Genomic DNA, 17,303 nt, shown 5'->3' with positions numbered 1-17,303 from the left:
GTGCGGACGCGGACACGGGGGCGCGGCCCCGCGTGGTGGATCACCTTCGCGCTGATCGCGTTCGGGGCGCTGTTCATGGTCATCGGGGCGATCACGGCAGGGGTGTCGGCCTCGTACGTGGCGAACGCCGAGCGCGCGCCGGGGACGGTCGTCGGCCTCGACTGGCGCGCGGATCACAGCAGCGGGTCCCGGAAACACCGGTCGTCCTCCGGCGGGCCGGTGGCGTACCCGGTGGTCGAGTTCGTCCCGGCGGACGGTGAGCGCAGGACCTTCACGGACTCGTCGGGCTCCAAGCCGCCCGCCTACGACGAGGGGGAGCGGGTCGAGGTGCTGTACCGGGCCGAATCCCCCGAGGACGCGAAGATCAACGGCTTTCAGTCGCTGTGGCTGCTGCCGCTGATCTTCGGCGGCGTCGGAGTGCTGATCGCCGGGGGCGGGGCGACCGTCGCGATCGTGCGGCGACGACGGCGAGCCAACCCTGGGGTCCCCGCGGCCGGCGCGGTCGTCCCGCTCACGAAGGGCACCGCTCGGCCGCCACGGTGACCTGCCAGCCGTCCGCGCCCGGCCGCCCGCCGGTGACGCGGATCTCGACCGGGCTCAGCCTCTCCGGTACCGCTCCGGTGACGGACCCGCTGACCGAACCGGTGTCGGCCGACGGCGCCGGGACCGGCTCGCCGCGTCGTGCGCCGTCCTCCTGATGGGCCCTTGCGACCGTGCAGGCCAGCTGGCGCAGACCGGTGACGGACGGCTGATCGGTGCCCGCGGGGAAGCGGACGACGACGGCCCCGGAGGCGCTGCCGGTCTCCACGGCGAGGCGTGACGCGTCCGGCAGTCGCGGCAGCGCCGTCGTCAGTGTGCCGGCCTCCGCGGCGGTCGGCCCGGCGAGGAGCTTCCGCACGGCGTACGAGACGGGGTCGGCGCCGGTCGCCGCCGCGGGGCGGGGCACGCCCTGCAGACTTCCCGGGCCGTCCGCGGCGATCGGCTCATCCGGTGCGGCGCCGTCAGCGGCCTCTGCCGAAGCGCCTTCCGGCTCTGGCGGCTGACCGACCGCCGCGTCCCTGGCCAGGAAGTAGACCACCGTCGCCGGTGACATACCGGTCGCCGGTTCGCCGACCTCGACCACCTCCGAGGGCGGCACCCCGCACCCCGCCAGACCGAGAGCGAGGGCAGCCGTCCCCAGGAGCGGCGCCGTCCGCCGCGTACGGTGCCTCATTGCGCGTCCCTTCCGGCGTCGGGGCTCACGGGCAGGACGACGGTGAGGAGAGCGCCGCCGTCCGGCCGGTTGGCGGCGTGGACCCGGCCGCCGTGCAGATGGACGTTCTCCGCGGTGATGGCGAGGCCCAGGCCGCTGCTCTCGCTGCGGCTCCGGGCGGTACCGGCCTTGTAGAACCGGTCGAAGACGTGCGGCAGCGCCGCCTCCGGGATGCCGGGCCCGCGGTCGGCGACCTCGATCACCACCCAAGGACCCGGACCGCTGTCCGTCACGTCCTGGGCCGGACGCAACGTCAGCGTCACCGGCCGGCCGCCGTGCCGCAGCGCATTGCCGACCAGGTTGGCGGCCACCACGTCGAGGCGGCGCGGATCGACCCGGGCGCGGACCCCGTCCGCCAGGTCCGTGTCGACCTCCGTGAGCCAGCCGCGCGCCGAGAGCGTGCGCCGCAGGGACTCGGCCACGTCGATGTCGTCCGCGTGGAGCCGGGCCGCCCCCGCGTCGAAGCGGGAGATCTCCATCAGGTCGTCGACGAGCCGGGTCAGCCGTACCGTCTCCTCCGTGATCAGCCGGACGGCGTCCCCGGTGTCGCCCGTGAGACCCGGCGCCTCTTCGGCGAGGACATCGGTGACGGCGCTCATAGCGGCCAGCGGGGTGCGCAGTTCGTGCGAGACATCGGCGGCGAAGCGGCGGGCCCGGTCCTCCATGCGGCGCAGCTCGGCGACGGACTCCTCTAGGGCGGCAGCGGTGTCGTTGAACGCCCGCGACAGTTCGGCGAGCTCGTCGGAGCCCTGGACGGTGAGCCGGGTGTCGAGGTGCCCGCCGGCCATGCGGCGGGTCGCGCCGCGCAGCGCCCGTACGGGGCGGAGCACTCCGCGCGCGAGCAGCAGGGCCAGCAGGACGGCGAGCCCGAGGGCGGGCAGTGTGGCCCGTTCGACCGCGGTGACCAGCGCGTTCACATAGGTCTGTTCGGTTCGTTGCGGTACCACGAGGTAGAGCGAGAGGCCGGACAGGGTGCGGGCCTGCGAGGCGTCGGCGCCGAAGGTGACCGGCAGACCGACGACCAGGACGGAGTGGCCCTCCGTACGGACGCGCTGGAAGACGGCGACGGCGCGGGTGGTGACCGACTTCCGCAGCTCGGGCGTCAGTTCGCTGGGCCCGGGGGAGGGCGCCGAGTCGGCGGTCAGCCGCGCGTACGTGCCCAGGACCCGCCAGCCCTGCTGGCGGTGGTCGCGCGCGAGCTGTGACACGAGGTGGTCGAGATCGGCCTGGACCGGGGCGGGCGGCACCGTGTGGATCAGCGCGTCGACGCTCTGCCGGAACTGGTTGACCACGGTGTCCTGGCTCTGCTGGAGCACCCCGGTCCGCGCCTCCCGGAAGGTCAGGGCGCCGGTGCCGAGCGCGCTCACCGCGGCGACCAGGACGAAGGAGAGCAGCAGCCGGACCCGGAGGCCGGTCAGGGCGCGCCGGGCGGCGGACCACATCCTCAGCGCGCCGCGTCTGCCCAGGATCCCGCTCACGCCGCGCGGAAGCGGTAGCCGAAGCCGCGCACCGTCTCGACGCAGCGGGGCTCCGCGCGGGACTCGCCCAGCTTGGCACGCAGCCGCTTCACGCAGGCGTCGACCAGCCGGATGTCACCGTGGTAGCTGTGCTCCCAGACGGCTTCGAGGAGTTGCTGGCGGCTGAACACCTGGCCGGGCGAGGCCGAAAGGGTCAGCAGGAGCCGCAGTTCGGAGGGGGCGAGCAGGACCGGTTCGCCGTGCCGGGCGACGGCGAGGCCGGTCCGGTCGATGGAGAGCGAGCCGTGCGACTCGACGCGCGGGGCGGCGCCTGCCGGGACCGGCAAATCGGCCCGCCGCAGCACCGCGCGGATCCGGGCGTCCAGGACCCGGGCCCGTACCGGCTTCACGACATAGTCGTCCGCGCCCGCCTCCAGGCCGACGACCACGTCCACATCGTCGCCCTTGGCGGTCACGATGATGATCGGCAACTGCTCGGTCTCCCGTACCCGGCGGCACACGTCGAGCCCGGCCATCCCCGGCAGCATCAGGTCGAGGACCAGGACGTCGGGGCGGAAGGAGACCATGCGGAGGAGTCCGTCCTCCCCGGTCACGGCCGTGCGGACCTCGTGCCCCTGGCGTCTGAGTCCGAGTTCGACGGCCCGGCGGACGGAGTCGTCATCCTCGATGAGCAGCACGCGGGACATGGGTTCAGTATGCGCGCGCGTGTCGCGGCCCCGGACGGCGGAGGGGGCGCGGGCGGCAGTCGTTACGCAATGGTCTTACTGACCGCCCGCCCCAGCCGCCCGTTATCCTTCCGTGATCTCGCGCGCCACGTCCCATCACATGGGTTTCCAAACCTGGGGCCATGCGCCACGCCAAGAAGCCTTCCGTACGCCGCCGCAGACCCCGTGCCCGTGGTGGGGTGCGCCTGCTCGGACTGCTCGCGCTCGGGGTCATCACGTCGCTGACCCTGCTGATGGTCTACGGGAACGAGGGCACCGCCGGTCCGTCGGGTGAGGCGGGCGCCGGGACCCGGGAGCCGAGGATCAGCGCGGCGCCGAAACCTTCGGAGCTCACCGGCCCGCCGAAGAAGCCGAAGAAGCCGAAGAAGGAGTCGAAGCAGGCATCGGAGAAGGGGTCGGAGGAGGAGTCGGAGAAGGCGCCCGCGTCCGGTTCTGCGGGGCCGACGAGCGGTCCCGGCACGTTCGACACGGCCTCCGCCTCCGGCACGGCGGTCGGCAAGGGCACGATCCGGCGGTACAAAGTGCAGGTCGAGCACGGGACGGGGATCTCGGCCGAGGCCGCGGCCAAGGAGATCGACGGCGTCCTGGGCGACCCGCGCGGCTGGACGGCCGACGGCCGTGACGGGTTCCGGCTCGTCGCCTCGGGCCCGTACGACTTCGAGGTGAAGATCGCGACGCCGGACACGGTGGACCGGATCTGCGGCGCGGCCGGGCTGCACACGCGCGGCGAGGTCAACTGCGACGTCGGCGACCAGGTCATCGTGAACCTCAAGCGCTGGAACACGGGGTCACCGCAGTTCGCCGGGCCGCTGCACGAGTACCGGGCGCTGATCATCAACCACGAGGTCGGACACCGGATCGGCCACGGCCACGAGACCTGTCCCGGGCCCGGACGGCCCGCGCCCGCGATGATGCAGCAGATCGACGGGTTGAAGGGCTGCCGCGCCAACGCCTGGCCGTACGACGGGCACGGCACGTACCTGGGCGGCCCGAGCGTCCCGTAGGGGAACCGCGGCCCCGTACCGCCGTACTGCTCTGAACTACGCTGACCAGGTGACGAAGCAAGAACGCCCGGCCAATCAGGGGCGCCGGGTCGCCGCGCGCAACCGGGCCGCCCTCATCACCGCCGCACGCGAGGTCTTCGCCGAGCAGGGGCTGAACGCGCCGCTGTCCGCCGTCGCCCGCCGGGCGGGGGTCGGCCAGGGCAGCCTCTACCGGCACTTCGCCGACCGCGTGGCGCTTGCCACCGCCGTCCTCGACGAGAACGTGCGGCAGATCGAACGGGCCGCCGCCGCGCCGGACGCGAGCCTCACCAGCGTGCTCGGCGTGGTCACTTGGCATCTGACCCGGTCCACCGCCTTCGTCGACCTGCTGCGCGTGCGCGGCGACGGGGCGGAGGCGCGGGCCCTTGCCGGGCGCGTCCACAGCGTCCTCGCCGGGTTCGGCCCGGCCGGGCGCGACCTCTCCGCGGACGAGCTCATGCTGGCGGTCGCGATGGTCTCCGGGGCCGTCGCGGGGCCCACCCTCGCCGAGCGGGAGCGCGTCGCCCTGCGGGCGTGGCGGCTGCTCGGCGTCGAGGTGGGCCCGTTGCGGCAGCCGGAGACGACGGCGGCCGACGAACAGTCGGACAGCGCGTAGGCGGACGACCCGCACGCGGACGACGAACACGCGGACAACCTGCACGCGGACGACGAACACGCGGACAACGCGTGGGCGCGCTCAGCCGCCGTTCGACTGGCGGATGCCCTTGCCCAGGGCCGTGAACCCGTAGACGTATCCGCCGTCGGAACCGCTCACGGTCATGTACGCCTTCTTGCCGCCCGGAGTGATCGCGACGTTGGTGGCCGACTTCAGACCCGCGGCGTCTTTCGCCGGGATCTCGACGGTGGCCAGGCGGGCGCCGTACTCGCTGTAGACAGCGATGGCCGGGCGGCCGTGCAGCCCCTGGTAGAGGTTGCCGTCGGCGTCCACCGCGATCGAGTCGGTCTGGGCCAGGCCGCCGTCGACGTGGATCGCTTCGTGGCGCGAGGCCACCGTCGTCTTCTCGGCGTCCAGGAGGAGGTAGGAGACGGTGTCCTTCGCGAGTTCGCTGATCCACAGGCCGCGCCGCTCGGGGTCGAACATGATCCCGTTCGGCTGGGCGAGCCCGTCGGCCAGGACGGTCGTCTTCTTCCCGTCGCGGTCGATCCGGACGATCCGGCCGTCGGACTCGTCCGGCTCCGTGCCCTGGGCGTCGCTGATGTACAGGTGGCCCGCGTCGTCGAAGGCGATGTCGTCGGGGGTCATCCGGGCCCCGTCGACCTCACCGGTGAAGAAGGTGCGCGGGTCCGAGCCGTCCCGGGCGACGCTGACGACGGCGCCCGTGGCGAAGTCGCTCAGGTAGAGCCGGTCGTCGTACGGGCTGACCTGGGCGGAGGTGTAGGCGCCCGTCTTGTCGGTGTAGAGGCCCTTGTGCTTGCCGCTCGCCACGTCGACGGAGAGGACCTTCGGTTCGCCGGGCGGCGCGGTGACGTCGACGAGCGTGAGCCCGCGGCCACGCTCGTCGAGGACCGGGCCCTCGAGGAGCGTCATGCCGGTGGCCTCGTGCACGTCGGTCACATGCGCTACCTGGGTGGCGCTGATGCGCCTGCCCTCTCCGGGCGTGGCCGGAGCGCCGGCGCCGGCGCCGGTATCGGCGGCCCTCTCCGTGCCGCAGCCGGTCAGGGCGAGAAGGGCGGCGGTGGCAACCAGCGTCGGCAGGGCCTTGGGCGTCCTCATGCGCGGTCAGCTCCTTCCATCGTGTCTCCGGTGTCTTTGGTGGCTTTGGCGTCTTCGGGGTACGAGGTCCTGCTCATGCCACCGACCAGCCGCCGTCGGAGGGCAATATCGCGCCATTGATGTTCACCGCGTCCTTGCTGAGCAGGAAGGTGATCGAGGCCGCCAGCTCCTCGGCCGTCGCCAGGCTCGGGATCGCGACGCGCATCCTCGCCGTGCGGGACGAGCCGTACGGGGCGGGAGCGGGCACCTGGATGCCGGTGGCGACGGCGCCGGGGGCGACCGCGTTGACCCGTACGCCTGTGCCCGCGTACTGGTAGGCCGACGACTTCGTCAGGCCGACAAGGGCGTGCTTGGACGCCGTGTAGGCGGCGCCCGCCGCCGAACCGCGCAGGGCCGCCTCGGAGACGACGTTGACGACACGGCCGCCGCCCGCGGCGAGCATGCCGGGTACGACGGCGCGCATCAGCCGCATGGGCCCGTCGAGATTGACGCGCATGACGCGGTCCCAGATCGTGTCGTCGACCTCGTGTACGGCCGCGTCGTCGTCCATGACGCCCGCGACGTTGGCCAGTCCGTCAACGCGGCCGCGGCTGCCCGCCGCGTCCAGAACGGCCTCGGCCGAGCCGGGCGCCGTGATGTCGACGGTGACGGGGACGACCGCCTCGCCGAGATCGGCGGCGAGCGCCTTGACGCCGTCCGACAGGTCGACGGCGATCACCCGGCCACCCTCGCGCACGATCCGGGTGGCGACAGCCCGGCCGATGCCGGAGGCGGCGCCGGTCACGATGACGGACTGGCCGTCGAAGCGGCCGGGCGTGACCTGCTCGGTCCACGTCTCGGGGACGCCCGGCCCGGCGCCCGTGTCCGGCCGTTCCACGGGGGCGGCGGTGGGCAGGTCCTCGGGGACCAGGCCGGTCTCGGCGGCGGTGACCAGGACGTCCACCAGCTCCGGCGGGAACTTTCCGCCGGACATCCGCACGAGCTGCTCCAACGACAGGCCGAGGGCGGGGGAGAGGGCCTCCTCGCTCTGGCCCTGGGCGGCGAGCATGCCGCGCAGGGCCCGTCCTGCGGCGGGGTCCGCCAGCCAGTCGCGCAGCGGGGAGGCGGGGGTGAGTTCCGACATCGCGGGCCTTTCGTGTCCGGCTGAACGCTTGTGTGGCGGACCCGCGAAGGCGCGATCCGGCCACTACCGGACAACGGTGTCCGGTTGCTGGGTTACGGTACCCGGGGCCGCGCGGCACGCCCAGACCGGCACCGGCCGTCCCGGCGCCGCGCCCGCCCCCGTACACGCTCGTCCCCACACGAGAGGAACCGGCCCGATGACCCTGCCGCACTGCGACAACCCGCCCACCCCGCAGGAGACGGCCGCCCTGCGCGAGCGCTACCGCGCGGAGCGGGAGCGCCGCGTACGGCCCGAAGGCCCCGGCCAGTACCGGCCCACCACCGCGGAGTTCGGCTACTTCGCCGCGGACCCGTACGTCGACGGGACCGGCGAGCGGGCGCCGGTGCGCGACGTCGTGGACGTCGCGGTCGTCGGCGGCGGCTTCGGCGGGATCCTGGCGGGCGCCCGCCTGCGCGCCCGGGCCGGAACGGGTCTGCGTGTCCGTGTCGTCGAGAGAGGCGGCGACTTCGGCGGCACCTGGTACTGGAACCGCTACCCGGGCGTCCACTGCGACATCGAGTCGCACATCTACCTGCCGATGCTCGACGAGACCGGCTACGTGCCCGAGTGGAAGTACGCCCCGGGCGAGGAGATCCGGCGCCACGCGGTCCGCATCGCCGAGCAGTCGGGGCTGTACGAGGACGCCCTGTTCTCGACCTCCGTCACCGCACTGACCTGGGACGACACCGCCCGCCAATGGCTGGTCGGCACCGACCGCGGCGACGCGTTCCACGCCACCCACGTCGTCACCGCCACCGGCACGCTCACCGAGCCCAAGCTCCCGGGCATCCCCGGCATAGAGGACTACAAGGGCCACACCTTCCACACCTCGCGCTGGGACTACGGGTACACGGGCGGCGGCCCCGACGGCTCCATGACGGGCCTCGCGGGCAAGCGGGTCGGCGTCGTCGGCACCGGCGCCACCGGGGTCCAGGTCATCCCGAAACTCGCCGAGGACGCCGCCCACCTGTACGTCTTCCAGCGCACGCCCTCCGCCGTCGACGTACGGGGCCAGCAGCGCGTGTCGCCCGGGGAGGTCGGCGCCGACCGGCCGGGCTGGGCGGCCGAGCGGCGCGAGAACTTCCTGCGCATCGTCTCCGGCGAGGACGCCACGACGGACCTGGTCGCCGACGGCTGGACCGCGTCCGCCGCGCTCCTGGAGAAGCTCCTGCCCAGCTTCCGCCGCGACGGCGAACCGGACTTCGAGACCGCGTACGAGGCCGCCGACCACGCCACCATGAACCGGATCAGGGACCGGGTGAGCGCCGAGGTCGCCGACCCGGCCACGGCGGCGGCGCTCCAGCCCTGGTACCGGTACGCCTGTAAGCGCCCGACCTTCTCCGACCTCTATCTGCCGGTCTTCAACCGGGACGACGTGACGCTCGTGGACACCGCCGACACCCACGGCATCGAGCGCATGACCGAGCGCGGGGTCGTCGTCGGCTCCACCGAGTACGAGGTCGACTGCCTGATCTTCGCCACCGGGTTCTCCGTGGGCGTCTCCGGGGTCACCTCGGGCAAGCTGCCCGTGACCGGGCGCGGCGGGGTCCAGCTCCTGGACGAGCGGGTCCGGCGCGGGCCGCGCTCCCTGCACGGCTTCCTCAGCAACGGCTTCCCGAACCTGATCCAGATGGGTTCGCTGCAGAACGCCAGCAGCGTCAACTTCACGCACATCCTGGACGAACAGGCGGTGCACGCCGCCGCGCTGATCGCCGCCGCGCTCGAGAAGGACGCCGTCCTCGAGCCGACGCCCGAGGCCGAGGACGCCTGGACCGGTGTCTGCGCGCAGGGCGCCCCGGACCACGCGTGGTTCCACGCCGAGTGCACCCCCGGCTACTACAACCGGGAGGGCCGCGGCCGCCCGAACGGGCCCCTCGCCTATCCGCACGGGGCCGTCGCCTTCCACGAGCTGCTGCGCCGCTGGCGCGCGGAGCATATGGACGAGGTGCTTCAGGCCAAGTAGCAGTTCTGTGAGCGGAAGTGGCTCCGGGCCGGTCAGCGGCCCGCGGCCATCTCCCTCAGCTCACGCAGAGCGTCCCCCAGGAACTCCTCCAGCGGCCGTGTGCCCTCCGAGCCGGTCCAGCGCTCGAAGCCCACCTTGAAGACGGCGATGCCCACCTCCGCCGCCAGGTGCGCGGCGTCGGCCGGGACGCCCCGCTGTTCCAGCGTGTCGGCGACCGCCCGGGACAGCGAGGCCAGTTTGTTCAGCTCGCGCTCGCGCAGCTCGGGGCTGGCCATGATGACGTCCTGGCGCTGCCGGGCGAACTCGTGGCGGCCCTCGAAGAGTTCACCGGCCGCGTCCAGCGTCGCGGCGACAGCGTCCAGGGGCCCGGAGCTCTCCGGCGCCCCGCTGAGCGTCTCCACGAAGAACTTCTCCATCTGCGACGCGCCCCCGAAGAGCACCTCGCGCTTGTCGGCGTAGTGCCGGAAGAAGGTCCGCTCGGTGAGACCGGCGCGCTCGGCGATCTGCGCGGCGGTGGTCTGTTCGAACCCGCGCTCGCGGTACAGGTCGAGCGCCGCACGCTCCAGGCGGCCACGCGCGTTCGGTTCCCATCGGCTCATGCCCCGAATCCTATGTGATGACGGTGGCTGACATCGGTGCTACTGTCGAGTGAGCGATGACAGTTACTGACATCGCTGCCGCATCCCTGTTCCGTTCACTGCCTCGTGGAGGTCTTCTCATGCGTGTCTTCGTCACCGGCGCATCCGGCTGGATCGGTTCCGCCGTGGTCCCGGAGCTCACCGCCCACGGTCATGAGGTGGTCGGGCTCGCCCGCTCCGACGCCTCGGCCGCCGCCCTCACCGCCGCGGGCGCCCACGTGGTCCGCGGCTCCCTCGACGACCTCGGCACGCTGCGCGACACGGCGGCCGGCTCCGACGGCGTCCTGCACCTCGCCTTCAAGCACGACATCGCCTTCAGCGGCGGCTTCGAGCAGGCCGCCGACGCCGACCGGCGCGCCATCGACACCTTCGGCGCCGCGCTGGCCGGTACCGGCCGCCCCTTCGTCATCGCCTCCGGCCTCCTCGGCCTCGCGCCCGGCCGGGTCGCCACCGAGGAGGACGGTTCCGCGCAGTCCGCGCAGGAGGAAGAGGCGAGCGGTCCCGCCCAGCGGATGGCCAACGCGCGGGCGGTCGTCGCCCTCGCGGACCGAGGCGTGCGCTCGTCCGTCGTACGGCTGCCCCCGACCGTGCACGGCGAAGGGGACCAGGGCTTCATGCCCGCCGTGATCGCCACCGCCCGCGAGAAGAAGGTCTCCGGCTACATCGGTGACGGCGCCGACCGCTGGCCCGCCGTGCACCGTGCGGACGCGGCCCGGCTCTTCCGTCTCGCCCTGGAGGGCGCCCCCGCGGGCGCCACGCTGCACGCCGTGGGCGACGAGGGGGTGCCGATCCGCTCCGTCGCCGAGGTGATCGGGCGCCACCTCGGCCTGCCGGTCGCCTCGGTCGCGCCCGAGGAGGCGCCCGCGCACTTCGCCTGGCTGGCCGGCTTCCTCGGCCTGGACAGCCCCGCCTCCGCCGAGCGCACCCGTGCGCTCCTCGGCTGGGAGCCGACGCGGCCCGGCCTCCTGGAGGACCTGGACGAGGGGCACTACTTCACGGGAGCCGCCGGCCGCTGACGCTGCGTGATGCCGGGCCACCCGTCCGTGCATCCTCATTCGTGCTGATCCTGTGCATCTTTGCGGGCAGCTCCATGGAACCCGGACGAGGCCTCCCATCTCGCCGGGGCCGGGCGACGGCCGCGTGATAGCACGGAGCGATCAGACTCGAAGGAGACGACGACCTCATGGGTATCTTCAGCCGTCGCCCGACCGCGACCCTCGAGCCGACGCCCGACGTCGGCCCCGGCACGCCCTTCCCGGCGTCCGCCGCCTCCGGCGTCGCCCTCGATCCGACGCTGCGCGCGCTGACCGGCGAGTGGACGATCGACCGCCCGCACAGCCGGGTCGGATTCTCCGTGCGGCACGCGATGGTGACGACCGTGCGCGGCGCCTTCGCCGACTACGACAGCAAGCTCTACTTCGACGGCGCGCGGCCCGAGCAGTCGCGCGCGGAGATCGTCATCCGGGTCGCCAGCGTCGACACGGGTGTCGAGCAGCGGGACGCGCACCTCGTCGGCAAGGACTTCTTCGACGCGCGGCGCCACCCGGAGATGGTGTTCCGCTCGACGTCCACGGCCCACGTGGGCGGCGAGACGTTCCTGATGACCGGTGACCTCACCATCAAGGGCGTCACCCGGCCCGTCGAGCTGCAACTCGACTACCTCGGCTCGGTCCTCGACCCGTTCGGCTTCGAGCGGTCCGGGTTCGACGGCACCACCACCATCGACCGCACGGACTGGGGCCTGGTCTACAACCAGCGCCTGGAAGCGGGCGGCACGATGGTGAGCGAGAAGGTCCGGCTCCAGTTCGACATCTCCGCGGTCCGCGCCACGCCGCTGGAGTAGCGGCCGCCACCGCCACGCCGCGCCCTCCCCGGCCTCACGTCGGCGGAGGGCGCCGCCATGAGGAGCTGAGGGCCGCCCGGCAGATTTCATGCATCTGCAACGATCTTTCGGCCATCCGCCTGTTAGACATGCAGCTACGAACCTGCCGCAACCCTTTCCGGGAGGCACAGCTGTGTCCTCAGCATCCACTCCTGCCCCTGCGCTGCACCTCGCCGTCGCCCTCGACGGCACCGGCTGGCACCCGGCCTCCTGGCGGGAACCGGCGGCCCGGCCGCGTGACCTGTTCACCGCCGCGTACTGGGCGGACCTGGTCGCCGAGGCCGAGCGCGGGCTGCTCGACTTCGTCACCTTCGAGGACGGGCTCGGTCTCCAGTCCTCGCACCCCTTCGAGCCCGACGGCCGCACCGACCAGGTCCGCGGCCGTCTCGACGCGGTCCTGACCGCGGCCCGTATCGCCCCGCTGACCCGGCACATCGGCCTGGTGCCGACCGCGAACGTCACGCACACGGAGCCGTTCCACCTCTCCAAGGCCGTCGCCACCCTCGACTACGTGAGCGGCGGCCGGGCCGGGCTGCGCGTCCAGGTCTCCGCGCGGGCGAACGAGGCCGCCCACTTCGGCCGCCGCGCGATCCCGCATCTCGACGCCGAACGGCTCGGTGAAGCGGGGGAGTTGGTGACGGACCTCTTCGACGAGGCCGCCGACTACGTGGAGGCCGTCCGCCGCCTCTGGGACAGCTGGGAGGACGACGCCGAGATCCGCGACGAGGCCACCGGCCGCTTCGTCGACCGCGACAAGCTGCACTACATCGACTTCGAAGGCCGCCACTTCAGCGTGAAGGGCCCCTCGATCACCCCGCGCCCGCCGCAGGGCCAGCCCGTCGTCAGCGCCCTCGCCCACCAGTCCGTCCCGTACCGGCTCGTGGCCCGGCAGGGCGACATCGGCTACGTCACCCCGCACGACGCCGGCGAGGCCCGCGCGATCGTCGCCGAGATCCGCGCCGAGCAGGAGGCGGCGGGCCGTGCGGGGGAGCCGCTGCACGTCTTCGGCGACCTCGTCGTCTTCCTCGACGACGACCCGGACGCCGCGCGGGCGCGCCGAGCCCGCCTGGACACCGCCGCGGGCGAGCCGTACACCAGTGACGCCCGGATCTTCGCCGGATCGCCCGCCCAACTGGCCGATTCCTTGCAGGAGTTGCAGGCCGCCGGACTGACCGGGTTCCGGCTGCGGCCCGCCGTCCTCGCGCAGGACCTGCCCGCGATCACCCGTGGCCTGGTCCCCGAACTCCAGCGCCGGGGCGCCTTCCGGCGCGCGTACGAGGCCGACACCCTGCGCGGTCTGCTCGGGCTCGCCCGGCCCGCCAACCGCTACGCGGCCACCCCGGCCGCCCCTGCCACGGTCTGAGCCGGACGGAGAAGGACGACATGAGCAAGCCGCTGAAGCAGATCCATCTGGCCGCGCACTTCCCCGGCGTCAACAACACCACCGTGTGGAGCGACCCGGAGGCCGGAAGCCACATCGAGTTCAGCTCGTTCGCGCACTTCGCGCGGACCGCCGAGCGCGCCAAGTTCGACTTCCTCTTCCTCGCCGAGGGGCTGCGGCTGCGGGAACAGGGCGGGCGGATATACGACCTGGACGTCGTCGGCCGCCCCGACACCTTCACCGTCCTGGCCGCGCTCGCCGCCGTCACCGACCGGCTCGGCCTGACCGGCACCATCAACTCCACGTTCAACGAGCCCTACGAGGTGGCCCGCCAGTTCGCCAGCCTCGACCACCTCTCGGGCGGGCGCGCCGCCTGGAACGTCGTCACCTCCTGGGACGCCTTCACCGGCGAGAACTTCCGCCGCGGCGGCTTCCTGCCGAAGGAGGAGCGGTACTCGCGGGCCAAGGAGTTCCTGACCACCGCCAACGAACTCTTCGACTCCTGGCACGGCGACGAGATCCTCGCCGACCAGGCCACCGGCGCCTTCCTGAACGACGCGAAGGCGGGCTCCTTCGTCCACACCGGGCAGCACTTCGACATCCAGGGCCAGTTCGACGTACCCCGCTCCCCGCAGGGCCGCCCCGTGATCTTCCAGGCCGGTGACTCCGAGGAGGGCCGCGAGTTCGCCGCGTCCAGCGCCGACGCGATCTTCAGCCGGTACGCCACGCTCACGGAGGGCCAGGCGTTCTACGCGGACGTCAAGCGCCGCCTCGCCGCGTACGGGCGCCGCCCGGAGCAGCTCAAGATCCTGCCCGCCGCGACCTTCGTCCTCGGCGACACCGACGCGGAGGCGGAGGAGAAGGCCCGGGACGTACGGCGCCGTCAGGTCAGCGGCGCCACCGCGCTCAAGCACCTGGAGTTCGTCTGGAACCGGGACCTGAGCGGATACGACCCCGAGGGGCCGCTGCCCGACGTCGACCCGGACGTCGGCGACCACCACATCGCCGAGGGCCGCGCCCAGGTCCGGATGTACCGTGACCCGCTCGCCACCGCCCGCGAATGGCGCGAACTGGCCGCCGCCAACAACTGGTCCATCCGCGACCTGGTCATCCACACCGGCAACCGGCAGAGCTTCGTCGGCACCCCGGCCACCGTCGCCACCGCCATCAACGATCTCGTCCAGGCCGACGCCAGTGACGGCTTCATCCTCGTCCCGCACCTCACCCCCGGCGGCCTGGACGCCTTCGCCGACCAGGTGGTCCCGATCCTCCAGGAACGCGGTGTCTTCCGCACCGAGTACGAGGGCCCGACCCTCCGCCACCACCTGGGACTCGACCAGTAGGCCACGCACCCAGCCCAGGAGGACAGCCCATGAGCCAGGAGTTCCTCTGGTACATCCCCAACACCGTCGAGCCGGGGCACCGCGGGGACGACACGACGGCCGGCTGGGGCTCGATCGAGTACTCGACCGCACTCGCCCTGGCGGCGGAGGCGCACGGCTGGGGCGGCGCGCTGCTCGGTACCGGGTGGGGCCGCCCCGACGCGTTCACCGTCGCCACCGCCCTGGCCGCCCGCACCACGACGTTCAAGCCGCTCGTCGCGGTCCGGCCGGGGTACTGGCAGCCCGCGCAGTTCGCCGGTGCTGCCGCCTCGCTCGACCAGCTCAGCCGGGGCCGGGTCCTGGTCAACATCGTCAGCGGCCTGGACAACCCGGCCGCGTACGGCGACACCACGCTGGAACCGGCCCTGCGCTACGCCCGGACCCGGGAGTTCCTGCAGCTGGTGCGGCGGCTGTGGACCGAGGAGCGGGTCACCTTCCACGGCGAGCACTTCCGGGTGACGGACTCGACGGTGGCGCCGCGCCCTTACGCCTCCGGGGACCGGGCGCATCCCGCGCTCTACTTCGGCGGCGCGTCGGAGGCGGCCGAGCGGGTGGCGGCGGCCGAGGCGGACGTGCAGCTGTTCTGGGGCGAGCCGCTCGACGGGATCGCCGAACGCATCGACAGGTTACGGAAGTTGAGCGATGAGGTGGAGCGCCGCCACGAGCCGCTGGAGTTCGGGCTGCGCGTCACCACGCTCGTACGCGACACGACCGAGGAGGCGTGGCGCGCGGCCGAGGAGAAGGTCGCGCGGATGGCGAAGGACGGGACCGAACCGGCGTGGGCCGCGCGACAGCGGGCCGCCGTCGGCCAGCGGCGCCTCCTCGACCTCACCGAGCGCGGCGAGGTGCTCGACACCTGCCTCTTCACCGCCCCGGGCAGGGCCGGCGGCGGTGGAGCGGGGAGCACCTGGCTGGTCGGTTCGCCGGACGACGTGGCCGAGGCGCTGCGCCGCTACCGCGCGCTCGGCGTCACGCACTTCGTCCTGTCCGACACCCCGTACCGTGAGGAGACCGCGCGGGTGGGGGACCAACTGCTGCCCCGCCTGCGGCGGTTGGCCGGTGCCTGACGTCGCGCGCACGCGAAGCGGCCCGAGCCGGAAGGCTCGGGCCGCTTCGGACGTACGGTGCGCGGATCAGGCGGCGACGGTCTCGCCCGCGTGGCCGTGCAGGCGCGCGAGGAGCTCGGTGAGCTGCTCGGCGACCTCGGCGTCGTCGACCGGGTGGGTCTCGGCGAAGCGGGTCAGGGAGGACGGGATGGAGATCTTGAGGTCCTCGATGACCTTGCCGCCGGCGATGCCCACGGACTTGCGGACCTCGTCCTGCGCCCACACGCCGCCGTACTGGCCGAAGGCGGTGCCGCCGACGACGACGGGCTTGCCGCCGAAGGCGCCGGCGCCGTACGGGCGGGACAGCCAGTCGATGGCGTTCTTCAGGACGGCCGGGATCGTGCCGTTGTACTCGGGCGTGAAGACCAGGAACGCGTCGGCGTTCTGCGCGGCCTCGCGGAGCTTGGCGGCGACGGCGGGCACCTCGCCCTCGACGTCGATGTCCTCGTTGTAGTAGGGGATCTCGGCCAGGCCCTCGAACAGCTCGACCTCGGCGCCCTCGGGCGCGAGCTTGACGGCCGCCTCGGCGAGCTGGCGGTTGTGCGAACCGGCGCGCAGGCTGCCGACGAGCGCAAGGATACGAACAGACATGGGGGCTCCAATGGGCTGAAAAAGACTCTCCACGGTCCTCAGACGATCCGGAGGGAAATCCGGACCGAGGTCCGTTTACAGTTCTAGCACCCTAAGCGGACCGCGGTCCAGTTCGGCCGGGAATGCTTTACGCTGTGTTCATGTCCCCGAGTTCGCCCCACCTTCCGGCGTCGCCCGACCCCGTGGGCGAGCCTGCTCTGCTGGAGATCGGCCTCGCCGCGGACGACGAGCCGTGCCTGCGCGCCGACGCCGCCCGCAACCGCGCCCGGCTCCTCGAAGCGGCGGCCCGCCTTGTCGCGGAGCACGGCCCGGCGGGCGTCACCATGGAGGCCGTGGCCGCCGCCGCCCAGGTGGGCAAGGGCACGGTCTTCCGCCGCTTCGGCGACCGTACCGGCCTGCTGACCGCACTGCTCGACCACACCACGAAACAGCTCCAGGCCGACCTGATGAGCGGGCCGCCGCCGCTCGGCCCCGGCGCCCCCGCCGACGAACGGCTGCGCGCGTTCGGCAAGGCCGTGCTGCGCTGGTCCGTCGCCCAGCTGGAGCTGCACCTGGCCGCGCAGCCCGAACCCGCGCGCCGCATCGCCCACCCCTCGCACCGGGTGCTCGCCACCCACGTCACGATCCTGCTGCGCGAACTCGTCCCCGAGGCCGACTGCGCGCTCCAGGCGCAGGCGCTGATGGGCTACCTCGACCCGGCGCTGATCCACTACCTGACGAAGCGGTGCGACATGCCCCTTGAGCGCCTTGAGGCGGGCTGGAGCGACCTGGTCGCCCGCGTCACGGGTGCGGCGGGCGCGCCCGGCCCGCGCTGACCTCGGGGACGGGCGTCAGCCCTCTGGCCCGTCGGCCCCTTCGAGGTCGCCGTCCGCCATGCCGGGTTCCGCCCCGACCTCAGGAAACACCCTGTCCGCCGGGGCGGCGGCAGCGAGCCCCCGAGCAGCGACCGGCGTGCCGCGACTGACGCGATCGGCTCTTGTGGCGGA

17 protein-coding genes are annotated in these 17,303 nt (G+C 73.1%); 10 read left to right on the top strand and 7 right to left on the bottom strand.

Annotated elements, in window-relative coordinates:
- Nucleotides 1-543: a DUF3592 domain-containing protein gene (locus ACH4RC_RS19300; protein ID WP_398202188.1), complete on the top strand. Its 543-nt coding sequence runs from the start codon at nt 1-3 to the stop codon at nt 541-543.
- Here the strand turns inward: ACH4RC_RS19300 and ACH4RC_RS19295 are convergent.
- From ACH4RC_RS19295 to ACH4RC_RS19285, 3 genes are read right to left on the bottom strand one after another with little or no spacing between them, the layout of a single operon-like run.
- The gene (locus ACH4RC_RS19295) at nt 512-1,213 is read right to left on the bottom strand and encodes a hypothetical protein (RefSeq protein WP_398202185.1); all 702 of its coding nucleotides are present in this window, start codon (nt 1,211-1,213) and stop codon (nt 512-514) included. The two genes, ACH4RC_RS19300 and ACH4RC_RS19295, sit on opposite strands and share 32 nt — an antisense overlap.
- Nucleotides 1,210-2,694: a sensor histidine kinase gene (locus tag ACH4RC_RS19290; protein WP_398202330.1), complete on the bottom strand. Its 1,485-nt coding sequence runs from the start codon at nt 2,692-2,694 to the stop codon at nt 1,210-1,212. The genes ACH4RC_RS19295 and ACH4RC_RS19290 overlap by 4 nt, the downstream gene beginning before the upstream one ends.
- A gap of 32 nt (nt 2,695-2,726) precedes the next feature.
- On the bottom strand, nt 2,727-3,416 hold the full coding sequence (locus tag ACH4RC_RS19285; protein WP_398202183.1) for a response regulator: 690 nt from the start codon (nt 3,414-3,416) through the stop codon (nt 2,727-2,729).
- Between the two features lie 161 nt (nt 3,417-3,577).
- Between ACH4RC_RS19285 and ACH4RC_RS19280 the strand changes: the two genes are divergently transcribed.
- Nucleotides 3,578-4,459, top strand: coding sequence for a DUF3152 domain-containing protein (locus ACH4RC_RS19280; protein WP_398202180.1), 882 nt, complete (start codon nt 3,578-3,580; stop codon nt 4,457-4,459).
- Nucleotides 4,460-4,508: 49 nt separating this feature from the next.
- Nucleotides 4,509-5,093 (top strand): TetR family transcriptional regulator, encoded by a 585-nt coding sequence (locus ACH4RC_RS19275; protein ID WP_398202177.1) that lies wholly within the window; start codon nt 4,509-4,511, stop codon nt 5,091-5,093.
- 81 nt (nt 5,094-5,174) lie between these two features.
- Here the strand turns inward: ACH4RC_RS19275 and ACH4RC_RS19270 are convergent, their stop codons facing one another.
- The gene (locus ACH4RC_RS19270) at nt 5,175-6,212 is read right to left on the bottom strand and encodes an SMP-30/gluconolactonase/LRE family protein (RefSeq protein WP_398202175.1); all 1,038 of its coding nucleotides are present in this window, start codon (nt 6,210-6,212) and stop codon (nt 5,175-5,177) included.
- A gap of 73 nt (nt 6,213-6,285) precedes the next feature.
- Nucleotides 6,286-7,335 carry an SDR family NAD(P)-dependent oxidoreductase gene (locus ACH4RC_RS19265; protein ID WP_398202172.1) on the bottom strand — a complete coding sequence of 350 codons (1,050 nt, stop codon included), beginning with the start codon at nt 7,333-7,335 and terminating at the stop codon, nt 6,286-6,288.
- 196 nt (nt 7,336-7,531) lie between these two features.
- On the opposite strand from ACH4RC_RS19265, the gene ACH4RC_RS19260 reads away from it, so the two are divergent.
- Nucleotides 7,532-9,337, top strand: a complete 1,806-nt coding sequence (locus ACH4RC_RS19260; RefSeq protein ID WP_398202169.1) for a flavin-containing monooxygenase — start codon at nt 7,532-7,534, stop codon at nt 9,335-9,337.
- 32 nt (nt 9,338-9,369) lie between these two features.
- On the opposite strand, the gene ACH4RC_RS19255 is transcribed toward ACH4RC_RS19260, so the two are convergent.
- On the bottom strand, nt 9,370-9,936 hold the full coding sequence (locus ACH4RC_RS19255; protein ID WP_398202167.1) for a TetR family transcriptional regulator: 567 nt from the start codon (nt 9,934-9,936) through the stop codon (nt 9,370-9,372).
- A 119-nt stretch (nt 9,937-10,055) separates the two neighbouring features.
- Here ACH4RC_RS19255 and ACH4RC_RS19250 point away from each other — a divergent pair, with 119 nt between their 5' ends.
- The 5 genes from ACH4RC_RS19250 (at nt 10,056) to ACH4RC_RS19230 (ending at nt 15,687) form a co-directional block, all read left to right on the top strand.
- Nucleotides 10,056-10,991: an SDR family oxidoreductase gene (locus tag ACH4RC_RS19250; protein ID WP_398202165.1), complete on the top strand. Its 936-nt coding sequence runs from the start codon at nt 10,056-10,058 to the stop codon at nt 10,989-10,991.
- 167 nt (nt 10,992-11,158) lie between these two features.
- On the top strand, nt 11,159-11,818 hold the full coding sequence (locus ACH4RC_RS19245; protein WP_398202162.1) for a YceI family protein: 660 nt from the start codon (nt 11,159-11,161) through the stop codon (nt 11,816-11,818).
- Between the two features lie 172 nt (nt 11,819-11,990).
- The gene (locus ACH4RC_RS19240) at nt 11,991-13,220 is read left to right on the top strand and encodes an LLM class flavin-dependent oxidoreductase (RefSeq protein ID WP_398202160.1); all 1,230 of its coding nucleotides are present in this window, start codon (nt 11,991-11,993) and stop codon (nt 13,218-13,220) included.
- A gap of 20 nt (nt 13,221-13,240) precedes the next feature.
- Complete coding sequence (locus tag ACH4RC_RS19235; protein WP_398202159.1) at nt 13,241-14,581, top strand: NtaA/DmoA family FMN-dependent monooxygenase; 1,341 nt, start codon at nt 13,241-13,243, stop codon at nt 14,579-14,581.
- A 29-nt stretch (nt 14,582-14,610) separates the two neighbouring features.
- Nucleotides 14,611-15,687, top strand: coding sequence for an LLM class flavin-dependent oxidoreductase (locus tag ACH4RC_RS19230; RefSeq protein WP_398202156.1), 1,077 nt, complete (start codon nt 14,611-14,613; stop codon nt 15,685-15,687).
- A 66-nt stretch (nt 15,688-15,753) separates the two neighbouring features.
- On the opposite strand, the gene ACH4RC_RS19225 is transcribed toward ACH4RC_RS19230, so the two are convergent.
- Nucleotides 15,754-16,317: an NADPH-dependent FMN reductase gene (locus tag ACH4RC_RS19225; protein ID WP_398202154.1), complete on the bottom strand. Its 564-nt coding sequence runs from the start codon at nt 16,315-16,317 to the stop codon at nt 15,754-15,756.
- 122 nt (nt 16,318-16,439) lie between these two features.
- Between ACH4RC_RS19225 and ACH4RC_RS19220 the strand changes: the two genes are divergently transcribed.
- Nucleotides 16,440-17,132, top strand: a complete 693-nt coding sequence (locus ACH4RC_RS19220) for a TetR/AcrR family transcriptional regulator (protein ID WP_398202151.1) — start codon at nt 16,440-16,442, stop codon at nt 17,130-17,132.
- Nucleotides 17,133-17,303 lie beyond the last annotated feature (171 nt).

The organism is Streptomyces sp. NPDC016845 (assembly GCF_044332585.1).
GTDB lineage: Bacteria > Actinomycetota > Actinomycetes > Streptomycetales > Streptomycetaceae > Streptomyces.
This window is presented reverse-complemented; position numbering and strand designations above follow the sequence as displayed.

Excerpts from the sequence above, each read along its gene's own strand:
- ACH4RC_RS19230 (WP_398202156.1), top strand. The coding sequence starts at position 14,611 with ATGAGCCAGGAGTTCCTCTGGTACATCCCCAACACCGTCGAGCCGGGG.
- ACH4RC_RS19225 (WP_398202154.1), bottom strand. The coding sequence starts at position 16,317 with ATGTCTGTTCGTATCCTTGCGCTCGTCGGCAGCCTGCGCGCCGGTTCG.
- ACH4RC_RS19265 (WP_398202172.1), bottom strand. The coding sequence starts at position 7,335 with ATGTCGGAACTCACCCCCGCCTCCCCGCTGCGCGACTGGCTGGCGGAC.
- ACH4RC_RS19235 (WP_398202159.1), top strand. The coding sequence starts at position 13,241 with ATGAGCAAGCCGCTGAAGCAGATCCATCTGGCCGCGCACTTCCCCGGC.
- ACH4RC_RS19270 (WP_398202175.1), bottom strand. The coding sequence starts at position 6,212 with ATGAGGACGCCCAAGGCCCTGCCGACGCTGGTTGCCACCGCCGCCCTT.
- ACH4RC_RS19285 (WP_398202183.1), bottom strand. The coding sequence starts at position 3,416 with ATGTCCCGCGTGCTGCTCATCGAGGATGACGACTCCGTCCGCCGGGCC.
- ACH4RC_RS19220 (WP_398202151.1), top strand. The coding sequence starts at position 16,440 with ATGCTTTACGCTGTGTTCATGTCCCCGAGTTCGCCCCACCTTCCGGCG.
- ACH4RC_RS19255 (WP_398202167.1), bottom strand. The coding sequence starts at position 9,936 with ATGAGCCGATGGGAACCGAACGCGCGTGGCCGCCTGGAGCGTGCGGCG.
- ACH4RC_RS19290 (WP_398202330.1), bottom strand. The coding sequence starts at position 2,694 with ATGTGGTCCGCCGCCCGGCGCGCCCTGACCGGCCTCCGGGTCCGGCTG.
- ACH4RC_RS19260 (WP_398202169.1), top strand. The coding sequence starts at position 7,532 with ATGACCCTGCCGCACTGCGACAACCCGCCCACCCCGCAGGAGACGGCC.
- ACH4RC_RS19295 (WP_398202185.1), bottom strand. The coding sequence starts at position 1,213 with ATGAGGCACCGTACGCGGCGGACGGCGCCGCTCCTGGGGACGGCTGCC.
- ACH4RC_RS19250 (WP_398202165.1), top strand. The coding sequence starts at position 10,056 with ATGCGTGTCTTCGTCACCGGCGCATCCGGCTGGATCGGTTCCGCCGTG.
- ACH4RC_RS19245 (WP_398202162.1), top strand. The coding sequence starts at position 11,159 with ATGGGTATCTTCAGCCGTCGCCCGACCGCGACCCTCGAGCCGACGCCC.
- ACH4RC_RS19280 (WP_398202180.1), top strand. The coding sequence starts at position 3,578 with ATGCGCCACGCCAAGAAGCCTTCCGTACGCCGCCGCAGACCCCGTGCC.